Annotated in this window: 27 protein-coding genes and 2 pseudogenes; 20 read left to right on the top strand and 9 right to left on the bottom strand. The window is 44.2% G+C overall.

The genetic code is table 11. From position 1 onward, the window contains the following. Window positions 1-177: 177 nt before the first annotated feature. From AB6E08_RS15985 to AB6E08_RS15965, 5 genes are all read left to right on the top strand, one after another. Entirely contained in the window at window positions 178-1,011 is an 834-nt protein-coding gene (locus tag AB6E08_RS15985) for an AraC family transcriptional regulator (protein ID WP_372066939.1), read from the top strand. A gap of 147 nt (window positions 1,012-1,158) precedes the next feature. Then, the gene (locus tag AB6E08_RS15980) at window positions 1,159-1,887 is read left to right on the top strand and encodes an AzlC family ABC transporter permease (RefSeq protein ID WP_041472873.1); all 729 of its coding nucleotides are present in this window, start codon (window positions 1,159-1,161) and stop codon (window positions 1,885-1,887) included. A gap of 2 nt (window positions 1,888-1,889) precedes the next feature. Beyond that, window positions 1,890-2,219: an AzlD domain-containing protein gene (locus tag AB6E08_RS15975; protein ID WP_009847233.1), complete on the top strand. Its 330-nt coding sequence runs from the start codon at window positions 1,890-1,892 to the stop codon at window positions 2,217-2,219. Window positions 2,220-2,275: 56 nt separating this feature from the next. Continuing rightward, window positions 2,276-2,581 carry an NIPSNAP family protein gene (locus tag AB6E08_RS15970; RefSeq protein WP_102249511.1) on the top strand — a complete coding sequence of 102 codons (306 nt, stop codon included), beginning with the start codon at window positions 2,276-2,278 and terminating at the stop codon, window positions 2,579-2,581. Between the two features lie 81 nt (window positions 2,582-2,662). Beyond that, window positions 2,663-3,436, top strand: a complete 774-nt coding sequence (locus AB6E08_RS15965; RefSeq protein ID WP_122046414.1) for a viroplasmin family protein — start codon at window positions 2,663-2,665, stop codon at window positions 3,434-3,436. A 196-nt stretch (window positions 3,437-3,632) separates the two neighbouring features. On the opposite strand, the gene AB6E08_RS15960 is transcribed toward AB6E08_RS15965, so the two are convergent. Next, complete coding sequence (locus AB6E08_RS15960) at window positions 3,633-4,781, bottom strand: glycosyltransferase family 4 protein (protein ID WP_372066935.1); 1,149 nt, start codon at window positions 4,779-4,781, stop codon at window positions 3,633-3,635. Window positions 4,782-5,074: 293 nt separating this feature from the next. On the opposite strand from AB6E08_RS15960, the gene AB6E08_RS15955 reads away from it, so the two are divergent. The 4 genes from AB6E08_RS15955 (at window position 5,075) to AB6E08_RS15940 (ending at window position 8,636) form a co-directional block, all read left to right on the top strand. Next, window positions 5,075-6,001, top strand: a complete 927-nt coding sequence (locus tag AB6E08_RS15955; protein ID WP_102491512.1) for a glycosyltransferase family 2 protein — start codon at window positions 5,075-5,077, stop codon at window positions 5,999-6,001. 16 nt (window positions 6,002-6,017) lie between these two features. Then, complete coding sequence (locus AB6E08_RS15950) at window positions 6,018-7,454, top strand: lipopolysaccharide biosynthesis protein (RefSeq protein ID WP_054541732.1); 1,437 nt, start codon at window positions 6,018-6,020, stop codon at window positions 7,452-7,454. Between the two features lie 116 nt (window positions 7,455-7,570). Next, the gene (locus tag AB6E08_RS15945) at window positions 7,571-7,924 is read left to right on the top strand and encodes a hypothetical protein (RefSeq protein ID WP_102257805.1); all 354 of its coding nucleotides are present in this window, start codon (window positions 7,571-7,573) and stop codon (window positions 7,922-7,924) included. Between the two features lie 97 nt (window positions 7,925-8,021). Then, entirely contained in the window at window positions 8,022-8,636 is a 615-nt protein-coding gene (locus AB6E08_RS15940; RefSeq protein ID WP_372066932.1) for a LysE family translocator, read from the top strand. 113 nt (window positions 8,637-8,749) lie between these two features. Here the strand turns inward: AB6E08_RS15940 and AB6E08_RS15935 are convergent, their stop codons facing one another. The 4 genes from AB6E08_RS15935 to AB6E08_RS15920 form a co-directional block, all read right to left on the bottom strand. Then, window positions 8,750-9,217: a DUF3429 domain-containing protein gene (locus tag AB6E08_RS15935; RefSeq protein ID WP_372066929.1), complete on the bottom strand. Its 468-nt coding sequence runs from the start codon at window positions 9,215-9,217 to the stop codon at window positions 8,750-8,752. Further along, on the bottom strand, window positions 9,214-9,759 hold the full coding sequence (locus tag AB6E08_RS15930) for a glutathione peroxidase (RefSeq protein WP_017100991.1): 546 nt from the start codon (window positions 9,757-9,759) through the stop codon (window positions 9,214-9,216). The genes AB6E08_RS15935 and AB6E08_RS15930 overlap by 4 nt, the downstream gene beginning before the upstream one ends. 104 nt (window positions 9,760-9,863) lie before the next feature. Then, a complete protein-coding gene (locus tag AB6E08_RS15925; protein ID WP_372066926.1) occupies window positions 9,864-11,183 on the bottom strand; it encodes an ABC1 kinase family protein in 1,320 nt (439 codons plus the stop codon). 222 nt (window positions 11,184-11,405) lie between these two features. After that, on the bottom strand, window positions 11,406-11,792 hold the full coding sequence (locus AB6E08_RS15920; RefSeq protein ID WP_372066924.1) for a thiol-disulfide oxidoreductase DCC family protein: 387 nt from the start codon (window positions 11,790-11,792) through the stop codon (window positions 11,406-11,408). A gap of 400 nt (window positions 11,793-12,192) precedes the next feature. Here AB6E08_RS15920 and AB6E08_RS15915 point away from each other — a divergent pair. Beyond that, window positions 12,193-13,984: pseudogene (locus AB6E08_RS15915) on the top strand (hypothetical protein). Window positions 13,985-14,126: 142 nt separating this feature from the next. Here the strand turns inward: AB6E08_RS15915 and AB6E08_RS15910 are convergent. Beyond that, a complete protein-coding gene (locus AB6E08_RS15910) occupies window positions 14,127-15,464 on the bottom strand; it encodes a sigma-54-dependent Fis family transcriptional regulator (protein ID WP_102249521.1) in 1,338 nt (445 codons plus the stop codon). Window positions 15,465-15,749: 285 nt separating this feature from the next. Here AB6E08_RS15910 and AB6E08_RS15905 point away from each other — a divergent pair, with 285 nt between their 5' ends. The 6 genes from AB6E08_RS15905 (at window position 15,750) to AB6E08_RS15880 (ending at window position 20,462) form a co-directional block, all read left to right on the top strand. Next, window positions 15,750-16,307, top strand: coding sequence for a DUF1439 domain-containing protein (locus tag AB6E08_RS15905; protein ID WP_102249522.1), 558 nt, complete (start codon window positions 15,750-15,752; stop codon window positions 16,305-16,307). Between the two features lie 202 nt (window positions 16,308-16,509). Then, on the top strand, window positions 16,510-18,072 hold the full coding sequence (locus AB6E08_RS15900; RefSeq protein WP_372066920.1) for a glutamate synthase-related protein: 1,563 nt from the start codon (window positions 16,510-16,512) through the stop codon (window positions 18,070-18,072). A gap of 247 nt (window positions 18,073-18,319) precedes the next feature. After that, the gene (locus AB6E08_RS15895; protein WP_372066917.1) at window positions 18,320-18,841 is read left to right on the top strand and encodes an NADPH-dependent FMN reductase; all 522 of its coding nucleotides are present in this window, start codon (window positions 18,320-18,322) and stop codon (window positions 18,839-18,841) included. Between the two features lie 160 nt (window positions 18,842-19,001). After that, a complete protein-coding gene (gene soxR / locus AB6E08_RS15890; RefSeq protein ID WP_372066914.1) occupies window positions 19,002-19,442 on the top strand; it encodes a redox-sensitive transcriptional activator SoxR in 441 nt (146 codons plus the stop codon). 154 nt (window positions 19,443-19,596) lie between these two features. Continuing rightward, window positions 19,597-19,977, top strand: a complete 381-nt coding sequence (locus AB6E08_RS15885; protein ID WP_009847216.1) for a VOC family protein — start codon at window positions 19,597-19,599, stop codon at window positions 19,975-19,977. 83 nt (window positions 19,978-20,060) lie between these two features. Continuing rightward, complete coding sequence (locus AB6E08_RS15880; RefSeq protein WP_102249544.1) at window positions 20,061-20,462, top strand: globin; 402 nt, start codon at window positions 20,061-20,063, stop codon at window positions 20,460-20,462. Between the two features lie 60 nt (window positions 20,463-20,522). On the opposite strand, the gene AB6E08_RS15875 is transcribed toward AB6E08_RS15880, so the two are convergent. After that, window positions 20,523-21,107 carry a hypothetical protein gene (locus tag AB6E08_RS15875; RefSeq protein ID WP_372066911.1) on the bottom strand — a complete coding sequence of 195 codons (585 nt, stop codon included), beginning with the start codon at window positions 21,105-21,107 and terminating at the stop codon, window positions 20,523-20,525. Window positions 21,108-21,484: 377 nt separating this feature from the next. Then, the gene (locus AB6E08_RS15870) at window positions 21,485-22,252 is read right to left on the bottom strand and encodes a hypothetical protein (RefSeq protein WP_372066908.1); all 768 of its coding nucleotides are present in this window, start codon (window positions 22,250-22,252) and stop codon (window positions 21,485-21,487) included. 139 nt (window positions 22,253-22,391) lie between these two features. Between AB6E08_RS15870 and AB6E08_RS15865 the strand changes: the two genes are divergently transcribed. Then, window positions 22,392-22,781 carry a DUF4345 domain-containing protein gene (locus tag AB6E08_RS15865; protein ID WP_371996676.1) on the top strand — a complete coding sequence of 130 codons (390 nt, stop codon included), beginning with the start codon at window positions 22,392-22,394 and terminating at the stop codon, window positions 22,779-22,781. Window positions 22,782-22,790: 9 nt separating this feature from the next. Further along, window positions 22,791-23,855: pseudogene (locus tag AB6E08_RS15860) on the top strand (sulfatase-like hydrolase/transferase); the annotation flags it as partial. 265 nt (window positions 23,856-24,120) lie between these two features. Here AB6E08_RS15860 and AB6E08_RS15855 read toward each other — a convergent pair. Then, a complete protein-coding gene (locus AB6E08_RS15855; RefSeq protein WP_372066905.1) occupies window positions 24,121-24,894 on the bottom strand; it encodes a helix-turn-helix transcriptional regulator in 774 nt (257 codons plus the stop codon). 131 nt (window positions 24,895-25,025) lie between these two features. On the opposite strand from AB6E08_RS15855, the gene AB6E08_RS15850 reads away from it, so the two are divergent. Together AB6E08_RS15850 and AB6E08_RS15845 are read left to right on the top strand one after the other, a co-directional pair. Continuing rightward, entirely contained in the window at window positions 25,026-25,283 is a 258-nt protein-coding gene (locus tag AB6E08_RS15850) for a helix-turn-helix transcriptional regulator (protein WP_069669230.1), read from the top strand. Between the two features lie 11 nt (window positions 25,284-25,294). Then, window positions 25,295-26,188, top strand: an 894-nt coding sequence (locus AB6E08_RS15845) for a DNA-binding domain-containing protein (protein ID WP_372160080.1), incomplete at its 3' end; no start/stop codon positions are given.

Below are 26,188 nucleotides of genomic sequence, written 5' to 3'. Positions count from 1 at the left end.
TTGTCAATTTCTCGCCAACTAGTTATAGACCAAGACTTTCCTCCCAGTTAGAAAGCGTTATTAAGCCAACGATAAAAACAGAATTAACAAACAAAAGCGCAATTTTGTACAAAAGCTGAAAGAGACTATAGAGTAGACTGATAAGTCGCTCGATAATTAACAGGCTTGGAAATTGTTATGGAGAACAAGAAGCGCTCTAAAGAAAAGGCCGAATATAAGATAACGGAAGAGCTCGGTGGCCTTGAAATTCTTGATGCTGAATACGAAAAGCAGAACTTCTCACGCCACAGCCACGAGGGCTACACGCTTGGAGTCATCGAACAAGGCGCTCAGCGTTTCTATCGAACGGGCGGGCATCATATTGCACCACAAAATGCGATTATTTTGGTCAATGCCGACGAAGTTCATAGCGGTCACTCTGCCACTGAAGGGGGGTGGGCGTATCGAGCCATGTATCCACTCCCAGAGCAACTTGCCAAGATCACTCAAGAGCTTAACCTACCGAACTACGGTGCGCCTTACTTCCCAAGAGCGGTGGTTGAAGACCCTGAACTCGCTAATCAATTGAGGTTGGTCTTTAACACGATTGATGAATCCGACAATCGTTTGTTAAGAGAAACATTGATGTACGGGATGTTGGTTAAGCTGATTAGCCGACATGGAAAATCGCCGCTCACCCCTCAACTCGATGGAAAAACTCAGCGCCAGCTTGTGTTGGTGAAAGAGTTTTTAGATGATTTCCCACAAGCCGATGTGTCGCTAGAGGAACTGTCTAAGTTAGCGGCTTTGAGCCCGTTTCACTTAGTGCGTTCTTTTCAGAAAGAGTTCGGCCTTCCACCACATGCGTATCAGATTCAGTCTAGATTGAGGTTATCTCGCAAGTTATTGAAGCAAGGGCATACGATTTCAGATACCGCGCAAGAGTGTGGCTTTCATGATCAAAGCCATTTTCATCGACATTTCAAAAAGGCCAATGGTTACACGCCGGGGCAATACATCAAAATGCTCTAAACTTGCGTGGCTAAGGCATGGCCAACTCGTGTTAAGTTCGGTTAAGTGTGGCAAACAGAGGGACATGAAATCTAGCAAATTTGTACAATCGAACCGACTCAACTCCTCTTACATTGAATAGCCAATGTGAAGAGAGAAAAGAACTATATGGATAGTGAAACAATGGATAGACGAACACAGTTATGGAAGGGCGTTTTAGCGGGAATGCCCTTGAGCATTGCGGTAATCCCTTGGGGAATTCTAGCGGGCTCATATGCGATAGATGCAGGATTGAGTCAGCTTCAAGCGCAAGCGATGTCGGCTATTCTATTTGCTGGCTCAGCACAACTTGTCGCCGCGGGTATGTTCAAAGCGGGTATTGGTCTAGGCACCATGTTGTTGACTACCTTATTCATCACGTCTAGACACTTCTTATACAGCGTATCGATGCGTGACAAAATCAGCCACCTTCCTGCTCGTTGGCGTCTATTACTTGGCTTTTGGCTGACGGATGAACTGTTCGCGATTTGTAGTGGCCAATCTCAGCAAGAGTTTAACCACTGGTATGCAGCAGGGGTCGGCGGTGGTTTTTATCTTGTTTGGAATATTGCGAGTTTTGTCGGCATTGTCGCAGGTAGTCAAATCCCATCACTTAACGAGATTGGGCTCGACTTTGCGGTCGCAGCAACCTTTATTGCGTTAGTTTTTCCATTAATCAGAACATTGCCTGTTGTCGTATGTGTGGTGGTTTCATTGGTCACATCGGTTGCCATGTCGGTTAACAATATTGAGGGCGGGCTAATGATTGCAGCGATTGCCGGTATGTTAGCGGGCTTTATCAGCGAATCGTTCCAAGAGCGAAACAACGGCAACAAGACAATTGTGGAAGGGGAATAGAGATGATCTGGTTAACGATATTACTTATGACGGCGATTGTTTTCTTTAGTCGGTATTTGTTTCTTGAGCCTGCAATCCCGCTTCGACTCAATCAAACCGCAAGGCGCCTATTGCGTTATTCAAGCCCTGCGGTACTGACTGCGATTTGGGGGCCAATTGTATTTGCACCAGAACAAACATTTTGGCCAAGCCTTGAAAACCCATACTTGATAGGCGCGGTGGTCACAGGTCTGTTGATTTGGAAAACAGGCAATGTGCTGCTAACGATTGGCGTCAGTATGGGCGTGTTTTTGTTCTATAACCTCGTTGCGGTTGATTACCTTTTTTCTTGAGCTTCAACGTCAACTTCGGCTTTGTGTTTCTCCTATTATTTAAGGGCTGAATAACTATGATTACTTGTTATGTTCGATATGTAATTGATCCTAAAAAGGTAAGTGAGTTTGAGGCATACGCAAAAATGTGGATTCCTCTGGTCGCTAAATTCGGAGGTCAACACAACGGTTATTTCTTACCGTCGGAAGGGGCGAACAATATTGCATTGGCGTTGTTTACCTTTGAAAGTTTGACTGCCTACGAAGAATATCGGGTTAAGTCGCTGAGCGATGCTGAGTGCATTAAAGCGTTTGAATTTGCAGACGAAGTTGATTGCATCGTGAGTTATGAACGCAGCTTTTTTAGACCTGTTTTAGAGTGATAGACCTTGCAACGTATAGCTTGGTGGCATCTAATGTACTGATTCACTATTTGTGTGTTTAGGTTTTGGTAAGGAGTTAGTTTGGCTAAGAAGTATTATGTGGTTTGGAAAGGTCGCACACCGGGTATTTTTACTACTTGGAATGAGTGTAAGTCGCAAGTTGATGGTTTTGCTGGTGCGAGATATAAATCGTTTCCAACACTAGGCGAGGCCGAGTCTGCTTTCGGTGGTAAAACGTCGTCTGCGTCAGGTTCTACTGCGACAAAGCCAAGCTCTGCGGGTAAGTCAACGAAAGCTAAGGTGCCGCCTCTTTCGGAGCAGCAAATCACAGATATGCATTTTGATATCAAGATCTTTACCGATGGTGCGTGTGAACCAAACCCTGGTGAAGCGGGGACGGGTTTAGCGGTATACCAAAACAACCAATTAACCGAATTGTGGTATGGCTTGTATCAACCTGTTGGAACCAATAATACCGCTGAGTTACATGGCCTTAAACAGGCGTTTTTGCTCGCAAAAGAGAAGCTAAACGCGGGTCTCTCTGTAGCGATTTATTGTGACTCTAAGTACTCAATTGATTGTATTACTAAGTGGGCAACGGGTTGGGAGAAAAAGGGCTGGACTAAGTCGGGCGGCGAGATCAAAAACCTCGATATTATTAAGCCTGCGTATGCTCTCTACCAAGAACTGGCTTCAAAAATCACCATCTACCATGTGAACGGTCACGTTGGTATTGAAGGTAACGAATTGGCCGATAGAATGTCGATTGTGGCTATTTCATCGAAAGAGCAGGAGCTAGCTCAATATCGTGACATCGAAGATCTTGAGTCTATTTTGGCACTTCGAGCCGGCTAGCTAGGCTTCTTAATGAAAAGCTAATAAAAGTTACTGTAAGCATAAGTTGCCATCATTAGGCAGTGCTAAGTTGAGCGTTACATTTCAAATCAATGTAGCGCTCTTCTGTTTTTGTGGTGCTCAGTTGTTTTGATGTGCTTAGTAGCTCGTATGGTGCTTAGCCGTTCTTGCGATGCTCAGCCGTCTGAGCTATTCCTTATTGAGCTGGGTTCTCTATCCAACGAGATAATTGCTGAGCTTGTTTGATCGAATTAAAACTGTCTTTCACTCTCTCACGTGCCTTTAAACCCATCGATGTTTTATCGTTACTGCTCAGCTGCGCGAAACGCTCAATCGCTTCTCTTAATTCTTCCACGTTTTTTTCGCTAACCACAAAACCTGTCTCTGGTGAGACGATCTCTTTGCATCCCATGATGTTGGTGGTAATGACGGGTGTTCCCACGGCCATCGCTTCTTTTAAAACCAGTGGCCCTGTATCCACACACCCGGTTTCGGAAAAACAGAAGGGCGCGATTAGGCTGTCATAGTTCGATAGTTTCTCTTTCACCCACTCGTGAGGTTTCGCGCCAAGAAAGGTCACGTTTCGAGCAAGTCCTTTTTCTTTGACCTGCAATTTTAATTGTTGCTCTAAATCGCCAGTACCGATGATATCGAGATGAATGTCGAGAGGTTCGGCAATCGGCGCCAATGCATCAATAAGATGGTGGATGCCTTTTTGCTCCACTAATCGGCCAAGGAAAACAAAGCGAAGTTGTTTCGTTTCGGCTTTTGGGTTGAGTTGGAATTGTTTGGTATTAACTCCGCAGTGCAGGAGTTTAATGTTTCCTTTCGCCATGGTGTTGAAGTCAGCGAGCATGTCTTTACATACTGCAACCACAAAATCACTCGATGAAATCTTATGTTCAATATCATAAGCGAACTCGTAAACATCATGACCGTGAGCAACGAACGAACAGGTGATATTCAGCAGCTTTGCCGCGACGATGGCGTGAGCTGTAGTGTGCTGACAGAAATGCGCATGAACGTGCTCGACGTCGTTCTCGGCGAGTTGCAGCGCCAGTTTGAATCCATAAGCGAACAGTGATTTTTTGGGCATACTGGTTTGCTTGGAAACAAAGGATACCGCCCGGAGAAAGCCAAACCAATTGATGCTGGCTATCTTACCCGCCCGAACATCCTTACCAATTTTTATGATGTCATAGTCAAATGACTTTTCACTCTCTTCTATCTCAAATGCCATCACGCAAACATCGTGTCCACAAGCTTTCACCGAGTCGACTTCTGTTTGGATGAAGGTCTCGCTAAGTACAGGATAAGTTGGTGCTATAAATGCTACTTTCTTCATTTTTTGCTCCTTTGACTAATGCTATTAAAGTCAAATAAGCAAAATACGAACCAAGATAAAATCGTAGCTTTGGAGGGCTTTCGATGGTTTTCCGAAGGTTATCCCCCCAGAAGTCGCTCATTTTCTCAAATTGATAATCAAATTGGAGTTTTGACGCTCATGTCTGATCACCCTGTTCGTCATTTTGAGAGTATCTGCGTAGGCGACTGATCTAAAAGTGATTTCATAGCAATACACTCTCGGCATAGAAACTGCAACGACAGCCATATAACGTATAATTCTGGGGCGTCATTATGGCTAAAGTAAGTGTTGTTATCCCGACCTACAACTGTTTGGATTACCTGCCGAAGGCAATTGGCAGCGTACTGAAGCAGACGCATCAAGACGTGGAGTTGATCATTATTGACGACAACAGCAACGATGGAACGTCTACTTATCTCGCGTCAATCCATGATGAACGCATCATTAAATTATCCACTTTGGGTGTTGGCGCGCCTCAAGCGAGAAACCTAGGGATTGAAAAGGCGACCGGTGAATACATTGCTTTTTTAGACGCTGACGACTTTTGGTTTCCAGAAAAAATCGAACGACAACTCGAGTTCCATCAGCGCTACCCAGATCTTGCGATGAGCTTTACTAACTACGAGCACCTCACTGAAGACTACCAAGTGATTATCGACTGTTTTAGTTACTGGTCGCAGTTTCAAGACCAAGACGAGTTGTTCATTAATATTGAGAGCCCGCTAGAGTTCATTATCGAAAATAACGTTATTGGTACCTCAACCGTCATGGTGAAAGCGGATGTGTTTTCTCAAACAGACAGTTTCAATGCTGACATTAAGTATGGGGAAGATTGGGAACTGTGGCTTCGAATGAGTGAAAGCCATCAGATCGGTGTGTTGAACTCCGTGCAGGTTGGTTACTTGATGAGAGCGAGTTCCGTTACCCAAACTGAAAGTCTTAAATTGAGAAATTTGCAGTCTATCGAAACCATTCTTCAACGTTACCAAGATGACAGTCTGAGATGGAACTTACGGACGTCCAGTTTCAAAATTGCAAAGGCAAGAATACTAGAAGGTTACGCCGACTATTACAGAGGCTTACAACAGAACCGACGGGCCATGTCTTATAGCATCCGCTCGTTAGCGTTGGCTCCTCAAAAAAGAACCTTACGACATCTTCTTGGGGACTGTAAAAGTTTCCTAATGCCTGCATTGTAAGGAATAGGTGACTTCTATGGGTTCATTAAAACAGTCGGCCTATTACGCCATCGGCATCGTGATGATGAAAGGGATCTCGCTCGTGATGATCCCCTATATCACCCATAAGATGACGTTGGCTGAATACGGTTCTTTAGAAGCCATCGTCTTGTTGGCTGACATCGGGACGATCTTATTTAGCTTTGGGATTGTTGAGGCAATGTACCGGTATGTGGGCGTCGCTGAGGGTGAAGAAAAGAGAAAGCTTGTCTCGAACTGTTTCACGTTGAGTGTCTTGGTCTGTGTGCTAGGAGGGGCTTTAATTGCTCTTAGTATGCCGTTGTTGTTACTGATGCTTCCCGTCGAGTTCCAGCCTTATCAAATCCTACTTTTGCTAATACCGACCATGTTAGATGGTGCGATTTCTATCCCGTTAACATTGATGCGAATGAATGCGATGGCTAAGCGCTTTTGCATGCTCAATGTAATGAAGGCGAGTGTGCAAGCTGCTATGACGTTTGCATTGCTTGAAGCGGGTTATGGCATTGATGGTGTACTAATATCTGCCGCTGTTTCGAGTGTGTTATTGATGCTGTGTTTGCTGCGTTATCAATGGCAGGAGATGGGCTCATTTGGCAGCCTCAAATACTCCGCTAAGATCCTAAAATTTGGATTGCCCACGTTAGTCGGTGGAGCTTCGATGTATATGATCACAGGGCTAGACCGCTGGGTGATGGCGAGCTTTGTAGGCGTTGAAGAACTGGCGATTTACGCGGTCAGTGGTAAGTTTGCGTTGCTGCTTGGCTTACTACTACAGCCTTATGCTTTGTGGTGGTTTCCAAATCGGGTGGCCATGCTGCAACAACCTGATGGTAAGAAAGAGTGTGCGGACAGAGCGCTAGTCGGCGTTAATCTGGCCATTGTGTTGGGTTGTTTGATGATCCTCACTGTACCCGGTTTTATTACTTTGATTTTGCCTAGCAGTTATCAATATGCGGGTACCATCGTCGTGGCACTCTTGGCCATCGGCGTGATTAAGAATGCAGGGGATTACCTTAACCTCGGTTGTTTTAGCGGTGACTCAAGTCAGTCGCAAATGTGGATACAGGGTGGTTGTGCGATCTTAGCAACCATTGGCTATCTTGTTGTGACACCGATTTATGGCGTGTGGGCCGTGGTAGTGGTGCTTTGTGGTACTTATGCCGTGAGGTTGTCACTGCTCTATATCGTGAGCCAAAAAATGGAATATTTACCTTATGATCACCGTAAATGGATGGCAGCGTTGAGTATCGCCATACTTGCGATTACCAGTGACAGGCTTCTTGGTTGGGTGTTGATTGATGTTCATGACTTTGTTTTAGGCAGTTTTGTGGCAATAGTGACGTTAGTCGTCTTTGTTCGATACTCTGTTATTCCTGTTCCGCAGGCGCTGCTCGATAAGTTTACGCTAGGTAAGCAGTCACATGTAAGTTGAACTCACTTCATCTAGAGTGCGGGGTATCCTTATAAGTGTCTAGAGGTATATGAATTATTAATAATAAAACACTGTTCATAATTATTTTAATTAGATATTATTTATAAATATAACGAATGCTAACGATGGAAAGATATATGAATAAGTGGATGTTGCTCCTTTCTCTGTTTTCAGCTGCCTCATACAGTGATTCTCATTTTACAACCGAGAGTGTTGATACTCCCGACTTCAATTCATCGGGTTTCAAGCCGCCTGAGGTTTCTCGACAGGAACAAAACAATATCGTTTGTGAAAGTGTCGTTTGTAATTCAATCTCGCGATCGCAGCCCGTTCCTGAAGTGGGCGAAGTACCGGATCGAGAGCCGAATAAAACATTAGAAACGATAGCGAGTGCGATTTTCATCGCGGGCGAAATTGGTATTGCAGACAATTTGATTGAACCAGACGAAGAGCATTATATTGTCGAGTAAGGATTAATTAAAATGGCGGCATGTGAAGCGGAAATACAGAGCTTTCTGCATTCGTTCATTGATTAAATATTTACGAAGTTTTTAACAAGGACGAAAAATGGAAATCTGGAAGTTAATGCTATTCATCCCCGCTTGTTTCGCGCTCAACATGACACCGGGCCCAAACAATTTGTTATCAATGAACAACGCCCGTTGTTACGGATTTCAGGCCGCCTTTGTCGCTGGTCTAGGAAGAATCCTTGCTTTTTCCGGCATGATTGCTTTGGCTGCATCTGGTTTAGCGGTTGTGCTTTATACTTCTGAAACGCTGTTTTTCCTGATCAAATTATTTGGTGCAATGTATCTGTTGTGGATCGCGTTTAACCTATGGCGATCTCAAGCCAGCCCGGTCGCGGATATCGAGCGAAATAAGAACTGGTTTGGTCTTGTTAAACAAGAGTTCGCACTCGCGGCGGGCAATCCAAAAGCGATACTCATTTTCACTGCATTCCTTCCTCAATTTGTCGATGTTTCTGCGAACGTAAATACTCAATTCTTTGTTTTGGGAAGTACGTTTCTTGTATTAGAAATGCTCGCAATTTCTATCTATACAGCCTTTGGCTTATATCTACGACATTGGTTTTCAAAACCTCAGATGGCCAAGCGTTTCAATAAAGCATGTTCTGTGTTTCTTGCCTTGTCTGGTGCGAATTTATTGGTGAGTCGTCAGTAGGAATTGACTGGTTTGTGAGTTGTATTTGTCGATGGTTTTGGTGCCATTAAAGAAGAGAGTGCCTATCTAGAGCCCGCATCTTGATGCCGGTTTAAATATGGGCGTACGCACGCCTAGGTCAACATCACGATACCGTGCATTAATACGACACTAGAGGTCAGTCGGGTTCGCATATCAAAGTAGCCGTCGGGGCCTTCACTTTGATTCTCTTCTCTCATTGACCTTTCCGCTCGCCAAACCGCAATGTAGCCTAAGATCAGAATCAGAGTGGTGAGGAACTCTTGTTGCTCACCGAGTAGCACCGCTAGCCACGCTGCCAACACAATAATATTGCTTAGAATCAGAGCCTTGTTGCTGGATTGGCTTTCGAAGTTCTCTATCCCATTACCCCACAAGATACCCGACAAAAAGCTCAAGATAACCACGCTGTAGGTGATGAAGAATGTTTCGCCGCTCAAGCTAAAGAATTGGCTGTCGGTGAGTGATAACAGTAGGCCGAACAAAAAGGGGATTAAACCCATATAACCCAGCTTGGCCATGGTGTTGCGTGTTTGAGTTGTCTCCAAGTAATCTGACCTCATAACTGCTGCTCAATAGCATTTTTGAGGGTACTACTGGTTGGCGATGTAGAACTCGGGAAGGTTGCTATCACTTTGCCTTCTTTGCTGACCAAGAACTTGTAGAAATTCCATTTCGGTTTGATACCAGCTTGTTGTTGGATTTCGGCAAAGACTGGATTTGCGTTTGGCCCAGAGAGTGAAGCGCGCGCCATCATCGGAAAGGTGACGCCATAATCTAGGTAGCAGATTTTAGCGGACTGCTCCTCGCTTCCTCTGTCTTGGCGAAAATCATTACTTGGGAAACCAACAACCGTGAATCCTTCGTCTTTATACGTTTGGTGAAGCTGCTCAAGTTGCTCGAACTGTGGGGTGAAACCGCACTGACTTGCCGTGTTCACGATCAATAAAGTTTTACCTTGAAACTCTTCACACAGCTCAATCTCTTCGTTTGAATTTAACAACCTTTGTTTACCGTTAAGTATCTCAGGGCAGCTAGCTGAAAAAGCGAATGAACTCGTTAGGCTCGCGATTAGGGCGGTGGAGCACAGCATCGAATGTTTCATAAGTCTGACTCATTTTAGTTGGCGTAACTGTTATTACTGTTCAACGACTTAAAATGATCACTTTAAAGACCAGAATTGCTTCAATATCAGCTATCAGTTAAGTATCAGCTGTCGCTTAGCAAATAGGGCGCCACCAAGCGCCTGATATTCACCTTGGCTCCAAGGCGAGATGCCAGCAGGTACATGCCTCCAATCTTTCGGTGGAGGAATAGAGCGTCTGCTGGTGGCGTGTGCCAATACTCTTGCTCCATGCTGAGTATGGTTCCTGCTTCACGAAGCCTTTGGGCCAAACCACTGGCTTTGAAGTCGTAACCTTCATCGACAAGCATGGGTTCACAGGCCATTTTCACTAAGTTGAGAATCGCTTGGCGTTGGTTTGGGAGGATTGTCTCGCTAAAAAATCCAATTTGCTCTAGGGCTTTGTTTAACCCCTGCTCATCATGAGTAACTACAGAAGTGAAAGCCATGCGATAACCATCACTGAAACGGTCGCTGTATTCACGGGTGGCTCCGAAATCCAATAAGCCAATCTGTCGTGTTTGTTCTACATACAAGTAATTGGCGAAGTTAGGATCGGTTTGCACCATCTTGAAGTCGAATAACTCTCTGAACAGAAGCTCAAGCAAGCTGTGCATCACAAAATCACGGGTGCTTTGATCGTAACCTTCTATTTGCTCTATCGAGACGCCTTCAATGAAGTCCATTGCGAGCACTGATTCTGAAGACATTTGAGGGTGAATCTTAGGCACGACGAAGTGAGCGTGTTCTTTCAGTGCATTATGGTAACGTGTCGCGTAGTCAGCCTCGCGAGCATAATCCGCTTCATCATGGAGCTGTTTCTTAGCTTCTTCTAATAAGCCTTTATAATCGACAGACTTGGGTATCAACCCAACGATGTTCAGCAATGTGCCTACGTTATCGACATCACTGTCGATGCTTTTTCGAATGCCTGGATATTGGACTTTGATGGCAAGTTTGTCTCCCGCATCACTGTAAGCTTGGTGAACTTGTCCTATGGACGCACTGGCGATAGGTTTAAAGTTGAAGGAAAGGAATTCGGCTTTCCAGTTGATGCCTAGTGAGCTTTCTAATACTTGGTTGAGCTGCTTTGTCGGTAGTGGGTCGGCGTCTGAGCGTAGGCGAGAAAGAATGTCGGCGAGTTCAGGTTCGAGAACATCGCCAGCGTCCATTGATAACATTTGGCCAAGCTTCATCGCTGCACCGCGCAGGTGTGCCAGTTGGTCAGTCAGACGAGCAATGTTCTGCGGCGTCAGCATTAAGTCTTTTGCTTTAGGCCTATTGCCCTGTGCGAGTTGTTTGGTGCCTTCCGTTATCACATTACCTGCGACCCTTGTCGCCAGCGAGGCAAACTTACTGAACCTAGAAATTCGATGAGTGGGAAGGTTTCTCTCTTTTGCCGACATAAAGGTTCTCACTTAGTTATCAAGACTCACTACAAAGTTCTATAAATCATTACCCAACCGAATGTTTTGTTGTGGTAACGTTGCTCGCGAAACAGTAAACAGAATTTAAAGGACAAAACATGAAGTTTATTTGGTTAAAAGTCGCGGTTACCGTTTTAGTTTTTGCTGCGCTGTTTGGTGTGGTGTATTACAAAGTCGCAAGTGGTATGTCTTAGCCAAGTACTATTTTGAGCAGCTGTTACCATCGCAGCGTGACTTTCCAGTTAGCCAGAAAGAGACTTTATATCGGTTCTTGGCAAATCGTAAATAACACCAGTCGGCCATTGGCTTAAATATCGCCCAACGCAATGGAGCATATAGCCAACCTTTTCCTACTAAGCGCCACGCTTGGTAGGTCACGTCTAAACCTAGCAGCAGCTTTCCATTCTCATCCAGTGCATGCAAAACGGTGTTGGCTGCGTCGGCATCAATCTGAGGGTAGTCTGAAAAGGCTTCACTGTAGATATCGATGGTTTGAATATTATTCTCGACATCATGCTTGGCAAGTGCCGCCATCTCCTTTGCGCACAATGGACATGTCCCATCGTAAAATATCGTAAGTTGTGTCATCGTCTGTTCGCCTATCATTTCACGAGTCAACCTTCAGTTACCCGTTAAGTCGGCACCCGTCAATTCAATCGCTTGTTATTCAATAATCTAGCAATGGCTACGTGATTGTACCTTTTAAAGATCACTTACCTTGTATCCAAAGCTCTAAGAATGTCTGACGTCGACACTTTGTTCATCCTTTCAAGTCCTTGATTGTTTGGTCAAATCTCTGGTTTGTGGACAAATGATAACAAAGCGTCCAATAAAGGTGTGCCTTCAATATATAAACATCAATCAAATCAATTAGTTGAAATTGGCTTGGAATATGCTTTATCGAACCTACGAATTGCCAAAGGATTTTCTCTAATTTGGGCAGGCAGAAAACCCTAAAAGCATAAATATGAACAAATGGAGAGAGAACATGAAGGTTATAAATTATTTACTTAGTGTGCTTTTGTTGTTTAGTAGCCCCCAGTTGGCGTGGGCTACTGTTGATGTGATGGAACTCGATGGTAACGCGACCAGTGATAATAGTGCTATCGATTGGGATGACGTAAATGATCCTAACAGCATGGTTGGGATTGCAGAATTTTTCCAAAAAGACCGTAATGGTATCGACCAAATCTTTTGGAAGGGTGGGTCAAAAGATGATTCCGACATTACAGATTGGGCGTTCCGTACCGCGTCACCACAACCAAAAGATGACTTTACTAATGCGTATGCCGCTGCCTTTGAAAGCGAAGGTGACTTGCTGATTTACTTTGGTGCAGACCGATATGCGAACAATGGTGATATGTACATTGGCTTCTGGTTCTTACAAGACCAAGTAGGGTTGCCGGATGGGAAAACTAAGGGCGACTTTGTTGGACAGCATATCAATGGAGATATCCTTGTGCTGATTTCATTCCCACAAGCCAGTGGCGGTAATCCGTATATAGAAGTGTTGCAGTGGGATTTAAATAATGGTGATGTCACCGACAACATGACGAGAATTTTCCAAACGGACGGTGACCCTAAATCGAATGACTTCGTGGGAGCAAGATGTGACAGTGGCGCAGTCGGCGTCGAGAAGATCTGTGCGATTTCAAATGATGATTCTATCGGGGCAATTGATCTACCCAATGTACAAGGTTGGGACTATCTCGCGAAAACGGGTGAAACAACAACGATTCCAACCGAGAGCTTTGTGGAAGGTCGATTAAACTTATCAGCTCTGTTGAATGATGAGTTTGGCATTGAGGATATTCCTTGTTTCAGTAGCTTCTTAGTGGAGTCACGAGCTTCTCGTTCAATTGATGCATCTTTGGCTGACTTCGTTGTCGGTTCATTCAGTTTATGTAGCATCAATATAGCGGCGACTTGTAACACAACCAGCTTTACGGTTGATGGCATGTTCAACATCGACTACACCGTGACGGTTACCAATACTGGTCCTGGTTCGTTAGGCACCAACGGTGATTACGAAGTGGCCTTTTTATCTGAATCACCAATCTTAGGCGCGCTTCCAGTGGTTGGTAACGGCGATGAAGTGTGGAGTGTCGGTGAGTCATTCTCATTCATGGGGAATTATCTGTCTGTAAATAATGGTGCCGTTGGCGTAATAGATGGTTCGGTGGATCTTGATGGGCTTATCGTGAATGCTCAAGCGCCAGTGGCCTACAATTGTCCACCAATAGACTTGAGCCCGATGGTTGAAATTTCTAAAGTGTGTAATAGCTTCTTAGAGGTTGATGGTGGCCAAGTTGTGCTTAAGAAAACCTATGATGTTGAAATATGTAATACCGGTGATATCCCATTGGCCATTGAATCGCTGGTGGATTCTAAGGATGACTCTCTGAGCCGTTCTGATTTACCTACTGAAGTAGTCAACAGCAGTTATTACCTCGACTTTGCTTTACCTTGTGATGATCTTGAGGATGTGACCACATGTGGTGCTGGTAATATGTGTAGTGCATTAAGTGCCGACCCTGAGCTGTTTGCTTGTAAAACAGGTGAAGGAGAGTGGATACCGAACTTTGGTGATGCGATTGGCCAAGTGTGTACACAAGTAAGTAAAACTTATGCGCCAAATGTGTTACCAACCGGAACTGCAGGAATGCTATCTAATCAAGTGACAGCAACGTTTGACTCGCTGTTCTTGCAACAAGCATTTATGGAAACATCGAACATTGCAACCTGTGATGTTTTGTCCATTTACTGTTCCTGAGCCATAAGTACTTTCATTAGTTGAGTACAACTAAACTCCAAAGCAGCCTAGTTTGTTAGGCTGCTTTATTAGTTATTAGTTATTAGTTATTAGTTATTAGTTATTTAGTTATTTAGTTATTTAGTTATTTAGTTAGCTAGTTAGGCGACTTAAATTACTATCTGATGTTTTTTAATCAGCTTGTATAAGGTTGTTCGGGAAATAGACAATGCTTTAGCGGATTGGGAAATATTGTAGTGGTGTTGCTGAATCACTCGACGAACATTTTTTGAAGACAGTCGTGCGTCACTCTCAGTATCGGGCGACGCGTCTTTTAATTGAATTCCCATATGACGAGTAGAGAGGGCGCTTGAGTTAGAAAGAACAATCGCTCTTTTTATGCAGTTGAATAATTCTCTGACATTGCCTGGCCAATGGTACTGTTTCATTTGCTCAAGGGTGTCACTAGGCAGTTTGGTTTTGGATGCGTAATTGTGCTTCAGTTCAAATCGAACCAAATCCTCAATGTCTTCTTTGTGATCATTGAGTGGTACTAGGTCTAATGGAAGTACATTGATGCGATGAAAGAGATCCTTTCGAAATTTACCCGCAGCAACGGCTTGTTCGATATTGACGTTGGTGGCGAAAATCACACGGCAATCTACGGGCAATTGGTTGTTACTGCCGAGTCGCTCTATCAAGTTATTTTCTAGAAAGTGGAGTAAGTAGGTTTGCAGCGACAGTTCAAGGTCGCCGATCTCATCCAAAAATAGCGTGCCACCATTCGCTCTTTCCACGTGTCCGACGTAGCGTTTGTTTGCACCCGTGAACGAGCCTTTTTCAAAGCCAAATAACTCTGAGTGAATCAGGGATTGTGGAATTGCGCCACAATTTACAGCGATGAAAGGTTTTTGACTGCGGGCTGAGGCCTCATGTATTAAACGCGCACATAGGCTTTTTCCTGTTCCGGTTTCCCCTTGAATCAGCACTGGAAAATCGTTGTTAGCGATCTTGGCTATCTTCTTTTTAAGTTGTTGGATGGTTCTGGATTGCCCTACCAATTGACATTCATGGCACGAGGTAGGTTTAGTTTGCTTGGTGTCTACCATGCCATACGCATGCCCTAAATTTCGACAAAGCCATTCTGTATCAATAGGCAGGTGGTAATAATCCCAAAAGGTTTGCTTAATGAGTGATAAGTTGCGGCTTGGTGGTTGGTTGCAGATAGCGATTGCTTTTAAACTTGGAGAGTGAGCCTTTAACGCTGATATTTGCTCACATTGTTTGTCGATTGAGGATGATGTTAGACAAGAAACCACAATTGGTGCGTAGCTTTCGCTGCGTGTCTCGAGTAAGTGAATGGCCTGTTCGGTCGTTTCTGCAACTTGAGCTTTCCAGTTATGGAGACGCAGTTCTCCAACCCACTGACTATGGTGCAGGCATGCGGTGTTGCATAACAAAATCACAGAACGAGTTATTGGCTCAGGTGATACTCTTTTTGATGGCATTGTGCTCACTCTTCATGTTTCGATATCCATGATGAAACCTTCAGTAAGCCCCCTAAATATCCTATAAGCTTAGAAGCAAAATTCAATTAATTCGAGCACACAAATCTGATGGCGTTTGGCTGACAAGTGTCATTATCTCAAGCGGGAAAGCCAATCTGGTGCTTTACTTACTGATATTCATGCTATTAGTAAATATATTCACGGATATCGTGTTTTTACTTTTTGTTTGCTGATGAACACACAGTAAACCCCGCGCTAATCACTAACGATAAAGAGCTGATATTGATGATAATTAACGTAGCAAAAAAGTTCATTTTAGCAGCTTCTGCGCTGATGCTCGGCGGTTGTGTTAGCTACAGTGTGACTGAACAAGAAATGACGAACTACCTGCAAGATTCGGTGATGTTAGAACAAGAAGTCGGTGTGCAAAACGTTATGTATGCGCAAGTCGCTGTTGATGATTTAGCGGTGCAGATTGGTAGAGCTGATACCGAGCGTGTGTCTGTTTTAGCGAACACCAATGCAAAAGTTCAGGTGTTCAATATGCCGAATATGGGGTTGGACTTGGATATCGAGTTCAGTGCGATTCCTGAATACGACAAAGAGAGCGGCGAGATTTATTTGAAATCACTGCGTTTAGAGCGCTTTGAAGAAAAAGATAAACAGCTTTCGCCAGAGATTGCCAAACTACTTAAGCCTGCCGTTTCTATGATTGGTTTTGCTTTGTCCCAGTCTCCAGTTTACAAGCTCGACAGCAATAAAGTGCAAGAGTCGTTGATTAAATCATCGGAACCCAATCTAGTGATTAAAGACAATAAGCTGGTCATCGAGTTATTCGATTAACCTTTCACGTTTAGCTTAGACTCATATTTAAAACACAATGGCTACCGATTAGGTGGCCATTTTTGTTTGTGTTGATTCGGTTCACTAACTTATCAATCTATCTCATTTATTGAATTCGCCAGGCATCTCACCTTTACTTTACTCTTGTGAGCAAGTCATCGCTTCAGTCATCAAATCATAAGAAAGAAAAGGTGAACGAACTATGAATAATCCAGTAATAGCGGATAACAAGCCAATCAAAGTGGAACTAACAGAAGGGGAGGAGTATTACTTCTGTACCTGTGGTAAATCGAAAAACCAACCGTTTTGTGATGGTTCTCATGCCGGAACTGGCTTTAAACCTAAGAGTTTTGTGGCCGAAGAAAACGGCGACGCGTACCTATGCCGCTGTAAATATTCAAACAACCTCCCTTTTTGTGATGGCACTCATAAACAGTTTACGGCGGAACAAGTGGGGCAAGAAGGCCCAGAGGTTCACATCCAAGCGGCTGCGCCAGACTTGTCTCCTGCTGCGAGCGCAACCAAAGAAGAACCTACCGTCGAGTTTATCCATCAACTGGCGCGCGATGGTTTATCCAAAGTGGGTCACCATGGACCAATGACTTCAATGGGCGTTCCAAGATATCTATTACCTCACTGGGATGATATTCAAGTGATGGTCGCACAGATGGCGACTAAACCGTTATTGGAAAATGTGCCCGTCGGTACTGAGCTGATTATTGGGCCAAAAGCGAAAAAGCCGCTTAAATTGAACATCTCTTTATTTGTGTCTGATATGAGTTTTGGTTCGTTATCTGAAGAAGCGAAAATTTCTTTAGCGACAGGCGCGGAACTCGCAGAGACAGGTATCTGTTCTGGTGAGGGCGGTATGTTACCCGAAGAGCAAGCCGCGAACTCACGTTACTTTTATGAACTGGCCAGTGCTCAGTTTGGTTACGATGAATCTAAGCTCAAAAATGTCCAAGCCTTCCATTTTAAGGGTGGGCAGGGTGCTAAAACCGGAACAGGTGGTCACCTACCTGGGGCGAAGAACATTGGCAAGATAGCTGAGGTGCGCGGTATTGAAGCAGGTACAGCCGCGATTTCTCCACCCACCTTTGTTGATCTAAAAACCGTCGAGGATTTCAAAAATTTTGCCGACCGAGTTCGAGAAGTGACAGGCGGAATCCCAATTGGCTTCAAGTTGAGTGCCAATCATATTGAAGAGGATATTCAGTTCGCATTGGATGCCAGTGCCGATTACATCATCTTGGATGGTCGAGGCGGTGGCACAGGTGCGGCGCCAGAAATGTTCCGTGACCATATCAGTGTGCCAACTATTCCAGCGCTTGCTCGTGCCAGAGCCTATCTAGACAAGCAAGGCGTAAGTGACAGAGTCACCTTAATCATTACTGGTGGGCTTCGTGTTCCGATGGACTTCGTAAAAGCGATGGCGCTTGGTGCAGATGGGGTCGCTATCTCGAACAGTGCCATGCAGTCGATAGGTTGTGTTGCAGCGAGAATGTGTAACACCAATAATTGCCCGGCGGGCATCGCGACTCAAAAAGCCGATTTACGCCAACGGTTAAATGTCGAGAAGGCATCGAATCAACTCAAGAACTTCTTCGAAGCTTCGAATGAATTGATGCAAGTGATGGCGAGAGCGTGCGGCCATGATCATTTAAATCAGTTTAACTCGCACGATTTAGCGACATGGAATCGAGAAATGGCGGAGTTGTCAGGCGTTACTTATTCGGGCGTTAGCCCATTAAATCAATCTAAGTAAATAACACTTCAATAAAGCACACCCACTGCATTTTTGGGTGTGCTTATTTTTGCCATGCAATACCAATCCATATTACACCTGCTGTAATGCACTGCTTTATTAGCGTTTTTAAATTATTTCCTATTTCTGAAAATATCACTTTACCTCAAGTTAACTTGAGGTTTTATCATCCTCTCCAATCCAAAAACATCAAGTATCACCTTGTCATTTTTAAAGAAATGTTTCTAACCGAATTCGAGGGCAAATAATGAAAGTATTAGCGATTGGCGCGACCAACAGTAAAGTATCGATTAACCAACAATTGGCGGCTTATACCGCAAGCCTTGCGAACAACGCGCAAGTTGAAGTGCTTGATCTTAATGATTTTGAAATGCCGATTTACAGTGAAGACAGAGAAAAGGCGTCGGGTATTCACCAGCACGCGCAGCGCTTTTTTAGCAAGATTGGCGAAGCTGACGCTGTGGTCATTTCGTTTGCAGAATACAACGGTTCTTATACCGCGGCCTTTAAGAATGTGTTCGACTGGGCATCTCGAATTGATATGAAGGTTTACCAAGGCAAGCCTGTCGTTATGTTGGCCGCATCACCAGGCCCAGGCGGCGCAAGCTCTGTGTTGTCGTCTGCGGTAAATTCGGCACCTTACTTTGACGCAGATGTGAAGGGTTCGATGTCGGTGCCGAGTTTCTACGATAACTTTAATGTAGAAACGGGAGAAATCATCAATGCCGAAATAGTAGAGAACTTGAAATCGATCATGAGTCAGATTTAGAAATCGAATGACCTTCAATTAGACAAAGCAGCCATGTTCATGACTGCTTTTCGTTGAGCCCGCAGTCAAAGTTTAAGGACATTAACTGGTTAAGGTAACAATAGGTCGCTATTCTAAAGTTAAAGTAAGCTTTAAATATTTATGCAGGGATAGTGTAACAATGAGAAACATCGTATACCTCAGCATAGGCCAGTTGGCAGAGCGCAGTGGCGTGGCTCCTTCGGCGTTACGTTTTTACGAAACCAAGGGGTTGATTGCTTCGATTCGTACTAACGGAAATCAGCGCCGGTATCAGTCGGCGATGTTGAGACGAATTGCGTTGATACAAGTCGCGCAGTCGATAGGCTTCACGCTCGAAGAGATCACCGAAGAGTTATCAACACTGCCAATGAACCATACCGCGACTAAGCGAGATTGGGAACGCGTTGCGAAGAAATGGCAGGGGCAACTGGACAGCAAGATGGCGCAGATTAAATCGCTACAAGAAAACCTAACTGGTTGTATTGGTTGCGGGTGTTTGAGTATGCAGAAATGCCAATTGTTGAACCCTGAAGATATTCTGCATGACCAAGGACAGGGCGCACAACGCATTGTTGATTAGACTAACTGAGTTCCTGAAAGACATGGAGCAACGGGCTAAGTTTTAGCTTTTACTCAATGGGTTAAGCAACAGTTGTGGCCGAATAGCGTGCCTAGACAATCACGAATTATAGGTCTAGTTTAGGTGGTTCTTTCAATAAAAGAAGAGGTTAGTTATGTTCAGCCATGTTTTTCTCGGTACCAAAGATATTGAACGCGCGAAGGCTTTTTATGACCCAATCATGAAAGTGCTTGGTTATAGCGAAGGTTCTGTTGATCCCAAAGGGCGCTGTGTTTACGTTAGCCAAACGGGTGTGTTGGGTTTAACGAAGCCGATTGATGGTCAGCCTGCGACTCACGGCAACGGTATGACGGTGGGTTTTCTTGCATCCTCCCCAGAAGTTGTAGATGAGTGGCATCGTGTTGGCGTCGAAAATGGCGGTACCAGTATTGAAAATGGCCCCGGAGCGAGAGGTTCTGACGAGCGTCGCTTGTACATGGCTTATTTGCGAGATCCTGATGGAAACAAGATCTGTGCAACTCACTTTATGCCATAGTGGCGTATACTTATACCATAATGGCTTATACTTAGATGACATGGACTGTTAAGGATCGCTGGCGAATGCGAAGAACCAACAAAATGACACCTAATGAACTGTTTTATGAAAGCTTTGAGCGTTGCAGGATCGATGAAGAATTTCTAGAAACATTTTTGGCGGACTTCTGCGAACACAACCCTAGGTTTTCAGAGCGATTTGAAAACATAGGGTTAGAGCAACAAACCAAGATGCTTAAAGCTTCAATCATCCTTATCTATAACTCTGCAGGTCTGCCGAGCGTACGAAACTCGGTGAGAAAGCTTGGGAAGCGACATAAAGATTTAGGCATGGATATTTCTGAGCAAGAGCTCAACGAGTGGTTTAATTCCTTGCTCAATACGGTTAAAAAATACGATCCACTTTATGATGAAAATGTCGAACAAGCTTGGGCACATACCTTGGAAACAGGACTTGCTATCATGAAGAAAGAGTGTGTAGTCTGAATCAAAAAATGTACAAAGTAAGCCCCACACAACAAGAGGCTTACTTTTTTATCGACTCAATTAAAAGGTAAAGCCTGCTTGGATACTCAGTACCGACTCAGCGGTATACCAACCAGTACTTCCGCCGAACTCATACCAATCAAATCCAGCTCGAGTCACAAACTTGGAGTGGCCGAAAACTGGTTTTAGTGACTTGTATTCTGCGCCGATGCCGTAAGTTAAGCCAAAATCACCATGGGACCCTTTGTGGACTTCATTATTATCGCTAGATCGGAACACCAATTTGGTATCTGAGTGTGCGTAAAACGCGCCCGCCTTACCATAAACAGCGAAGTTTTCGCTGAAGCTGTGCTTATACATAGGTGTTAATGAGAGCATTAAAGAATCGAACTCTTGCTCTGTTTGAAGCACCTTGTCACCATTATAGCTAGTAGACTTATCGTCAGTGCTGATAACAAGTAACGTCGATTCAATATACCAATTGCTTTGAACGATCTGGCTACCTAACGTGAATTGAGCGCCAACGTCACCGCTATTCATACCTACACCACCTAATGTGTACATTTCGTTTGATGCGAAAGCTGAAGTTGATGCGATCCCCGTAACTGAGGCAATCGTAAGAGCCGCTAAGACTAATTTTTTCATTGTTTTTACTCTGGTTTGTAAATTTCGGGAGAGGATTTTATCGGCATTTTCAAAATAAAAAACACTGTTCGAATGGGCGGTGGTAAGATTAAATGAAGATTAAATATCTCAAAACATAAGCCTGTATTTCCATGACCTAAAATTACAATTTTTTAGATGGATCAAATGCGCGGTGTGCGAGAGTTAGTCTATGATTTAATGGGTTTTCTATGAGGGAGGGCGGTGCAGTTTCACGCAGAAAAACCTCTGGCGACGGAGGTCATCACCAGAGATAAGAATCATTCGAGGCTTACGTTTTAATTGAAATTAAATCCAAATGACCAATGTTGGGTTGGCATTGGATTGGCCGAGGGTTCTAACACGTTACGATAATCGGATTAAAAGTGAGCAGCCCAACCAATCAGGAACCCTTGCGATGCGGTATCGTATTCAAAGGTACCTTTGTTTTCGTAATCAACCCAAGTGGATTTATACGCCAGATTTAAATCCGACCAGTCGTTAATTTGATAGCGAGCGCCGGTTAACAGAGATGAGGTAAAGTCGGTATCGCTTCCAAGGCCCATATCTAAGCTCGTGTGCACAGTCCAATTTTTGTTGAGTTCCTTGGTCCAACGAACGCCTATCAGATAATCAATCCAATCTTCTTCTAAAGATCTTGAATTCAGGGTTGTCCCGCTGTTTGTGTAGAGTTTGGAATCAATATCGTTATCCCACCAGCGTAATCCAACCATATAATCAATGGCACCAATGTCGTATTGGTAGCGTTTAAAGCCTTTTGCTTCTAAAACGCCTTGTCTGATCTCAAGCTTGCCATTAAGAATACCTGTGTTGCCGATGATTGAATCTGACTTTCCGCTCAGTTTCATGTAGCTGTAGTCAACGTAATAACCCCACTGGTTGCTATAGACCCCCTCTAGTCGAAGCATTGCTCCCATATCCAAATGATCCATGATGAACGCTGGATCAATATCAACATCGCTGGACAAATTACCAATGGTGGTATCGCCACGAATATTCAGCGCCAGTGCGTAAATTTCTAAGCTGTGTTGCCACTTTTTAGTGTCTGTTTGTGAGTCGGCCTGTTGTGCATTTACGGTTGAACTAACAGCCAACGCTGATGCGAGTAGGTAATGCCATTTAGCCATATTGATATCCTTATCTTCGATGTGAAATAGCACGAGTGTGAATGTGTGTTTTAACTATCCATTTTTCACATATGCAACTTGTATATTGCTGATTGTAGACTATGTTTTTTGAAAAGAGCCAAATTAAAAGAGTAAGGATATGAAGCCACAAAGCGTTTTTTTGTTCGTTGCTGTTTTGGGTTTAACACCGATTGCGTTGTCGTACGGTTATGCCCCCGTTGTCTCCCTTGATTATCTTTTCGGAATTGATGCTAGCCCTATCAATGTCACTCATATCTTTCGTGCTGTGATGGGGTTGTACTTAGCGTTGGCTCTGTTTTGGATAGTAGGGGCGTTACTAAAGAAATACCGACTGCCAGCACTCTACAGTTTGGTGGTCTTCATGTTGGGTTTGGCTGCCGGCCGAGTCATTAGCTTGTTGATAGATGGCATGCCTCACTGGCTACTTGTCGTCTATCTACTATTGGAGCTTGGCTTTGGTTTGGTAGGAATAAAAATGGTTCACAAAGAGCAATCTGAAACAGTATAAGGACATTCTATGAAAAGGATTTTCCACCTTGTTGTGATGAGTGTGTTGAGTAGCTTTTCGCTATCAGCATGGTCAGCACAAGAGCAACCGAATATTTTTGTTATCTTCACGGATGATATTGGAATATCAAACCTGAGTGCTTATCACAATGGTGTGATGAGCAGCGAAACACCGAACATCGATAGTATTGCTGAAAAGGGCATGCTATTAACGGATTACTATGCTCAACCTTCTTGTACGGCGGGTCGTTCTGCATTCTTAACGGGTCAACTCCCTGTTCGAACAGGCATGCACTCAGTTGGGTTACCGGGTGGCCCAGTTGGTTTAAGTGCCGACACGCCAACGCTTCCTGAAATCCTTAAAACCATGGGTTATGTCACGGGGCAGTTTGGCAAAAACCACCTTGGTGATAGAGATGAATTCTTACCGACAATGCACGGTTTTGATGAGTATTGGGGTTGGTTGTATCACTTGAATGCAATGGAATACACAGAAGATCCAGATTGGCCAAAAGATGGATCTTTGGATGCGTTTGCACCTCGTAATGTTATTTATGCAAGATCAGACGGTAAAGGTGGTCAAACGATTGAAGACGATGGTGCATTGTCGATCGAGCGTATGCGTACACTCGACGATGAAGTAAATAAACATGCGATCAACTTCATCGAAAGGGCGGTTGAAGCGGATAAGCCATTCTTCACTTGGTACTGTCCATCACGTGGTCACGTTTGGACGCACCTGTCACCTGAATATGAAGCCATGCTTGGCCAAAATAGTTGGGGGCTTCAAGAAGTGGTCATGAAAGATCTTGATGACCATGTTGGTGAAATGATGGCCAAAATGGAAGAACTCGGTATTGCCGATAACACCATCATCATTTTCACTGCGGATAATGGTCCTGAGATCATGACTTGGCCAGATGGCGGTATGACACCTTATCACGGTGAGAAAGGCACAACTTGGGAAGGTGGCGTAAGAGCCCCTGCACTGGTTAGCTGGCCGGGTAAAATCCCAGCGGGTACTGTAGGCAATGGCATCTTTGATGGTATGGATTGGTTACCCACTCTTGTCGCTGTATAGAGACTAATGATATGAACAATCTGTGTTATAGGGTGTTAACGTAGGTTATGTGCGGTTAAAGATTGGGAAAATTAGGCTTGAAGCTAGATACAGTGCGGGGTTTGAGATTTTAGGTCTTGAGCCCCGCTTGCGTTTTTGGCTGTTGAGCAATTTTAGCTGATTTGAGCAATCCTTTCTAATTTATGTGATTTAGACTATCAAAGTGAGCACTGGCGGTTTTTGTTTGTTCGCTGTTTAAATCGAGTTTAAACATTTAAATCTAATCGCCTAAGTCCTTTGCAATGTGAACAACCTGGCCTACTACTTCAAATTGATGTTGTTCTTCTTTAGGTATGTCTAAATCGCTGTAGAAGCTGTTGTCGCTAATCAGACGCCAAGTGCCTAACATGCTTTGGTAGCGCTTCACAAACAACTCATCGCCGTTTCTAAAGATGTATATGTGTCCATCTGATGGTTTCTTCCTTTCCATGTTTACCACAAGCGTATCGTTGTTGTGAATCGTTGGTTCCATACTGTCACCTTTTGCCCACACGATCGCTAAATCTTTTTCTTTAAAGCCCCTGTACTTCAACCACTTACGCCTAAATGCTAAATGCCTTGTTGGCTCAAGCTGGTCTGGATTTAAAGAGCCGTGACCTGCTGATACCTGAATTCTATAACCCGGTATCAATGCAAATTCTTCTGTGAAATCTTTATATCGTGATAGTTCGCCGTAGTTAGGTTTAGGTTCTTGTATCTCTTCTACACCTTCAGCACCAAGGCTTTGCTGGGTCTCAAGAGTAAATAAGCTGATGTGATACTCCGTCGCTTTCGTCCCTTTCCTCCGTCTCTTTAAGTGCCCCTTCTCTGCCGATAATTTAGCCAGATGGTCTCTCGTCCATCTTGGTGATGTTGGAAAGTCACCATGCCCAGCTACTTCAGAAGCAATGAACCATTGCGTCCGTTGACCTGCATCACAAAAGGATGATTCATCCGTTTTACTGGAATTAGCATCCTTTTCGTTTAACTCTTTGTTTCTAATGTCTTTATTCATGCCTTTGCCTTTTATCTTATTACGGACAAACGGATGTGATGGAAAATAATTCATCCCTTTCTATTGACCGTTTCATCCTTTTGATCGAATAATGTAGTTACTAAGTCAAGCAACACACTGGAGTAACCAAGATGAATAACGACACAGTCTCTCAAAAAAACATTCAAGAAGGAAGTGATTGGCACCGAGCTGACATTGTTGCAGCTCTTAAAAAGCGTGGACTTTCTGTTCGTCAACTTTCTCGTGAAGCTGGCCTTGGTGAAAATACGCTCGCTAATGCACTTCGCTCACCATGGCCAAAGGGCGAAAAAATCATTGCTGAAGCCATAGGGATGAAACCGGATCAACTCTGGCCTAGTCGTTACCGCTCACTTCGAGCTGCAAGCTAGGAGGTTTCAATATGTGGTTTATAGCTAGTGAATTAGCTGGTGTCGTTGGATTGCCAAGCTCTGAAAGAAATGCTCGTGAATGCTTAAAAAAATTAGCGGCAGAAAAACCAGAGCAAGCAAGAAAAAGACAAGGGACAAAAGCGATCGAATACCACGTCAGCTTGTTACCTGTCCCAACTCAAACAGCTCTGATGAAAAAACAAGGCAAAGTTCAAGTTGGCGATCAGGTTCTTGAGTTGCCGAAAAAGAAAAGCGAGCAGTCGTATTGCCGTGAAGCGCTTTGGGCTCGTTGGAGTAAGAACAACAATGCTGCCAAAGAGAAAGCACAGCAAGCATTGCGCACCGTTCAAGCTGTCTTTGCACTTAAGAATAACGGCATCAAGTTGATGGACGCTTATCAATCGGTCTCTGAAGAATATGGCGTGGCACTTTCTACTTTGCGTCGTAGCTGCGCGAAGGTGAAAGGGATAGACGAATGTGATTGGGCTCCAGCTCTGCTGCCTAAAAACTTTGAATCATCCCAAACCCAAAAGCCGAATCAGTTTGCCTACATCACACCTGAAGCGTGGGAGTTTTTCAAAGCTGACTACTTGAGCCTAGAGCAACCTGCAATGTCGGTTTGTTATGAGCGCCTTATTGATACGGCTCCATCTAAAGGTTGGAAAGTCCCAAGCCTAAAAAGCTTAGGACGCCGCCTTGAACATGAAGTGCCAGTACAACAACGCATCATGCTTCGTGAGGGTGAACACGCATTGCACCAAATGTTCCCACCGCAAGAACGTACCGTTGAAGGGCTTCACGCTCTGGAATGGATTAACGGCGATGGCTATCAACACAACGTGTTTGTGAAGTGGTTTAACGGTGAAATTCTTCGTCCTAAAACGTGGTTTTGGCAAGACATCTAC

This window comes from Vibrio sp. 10N.247.310.24, from assembly GCF_041467175.1.
GTDB classification, from domain to species: domain Bacteria; phylum Pseudomonadota; class Gammaproteobacteria; order Enterobacterales; family Vibrionaceae; genus Vibrio; species Vibrio tasmaniensis_A.
The sequence above is the reverse complement of the archived record's forward strand: the minus strand, read 5'-3'. Positions and strand labels throughout refer to the sequence as shown.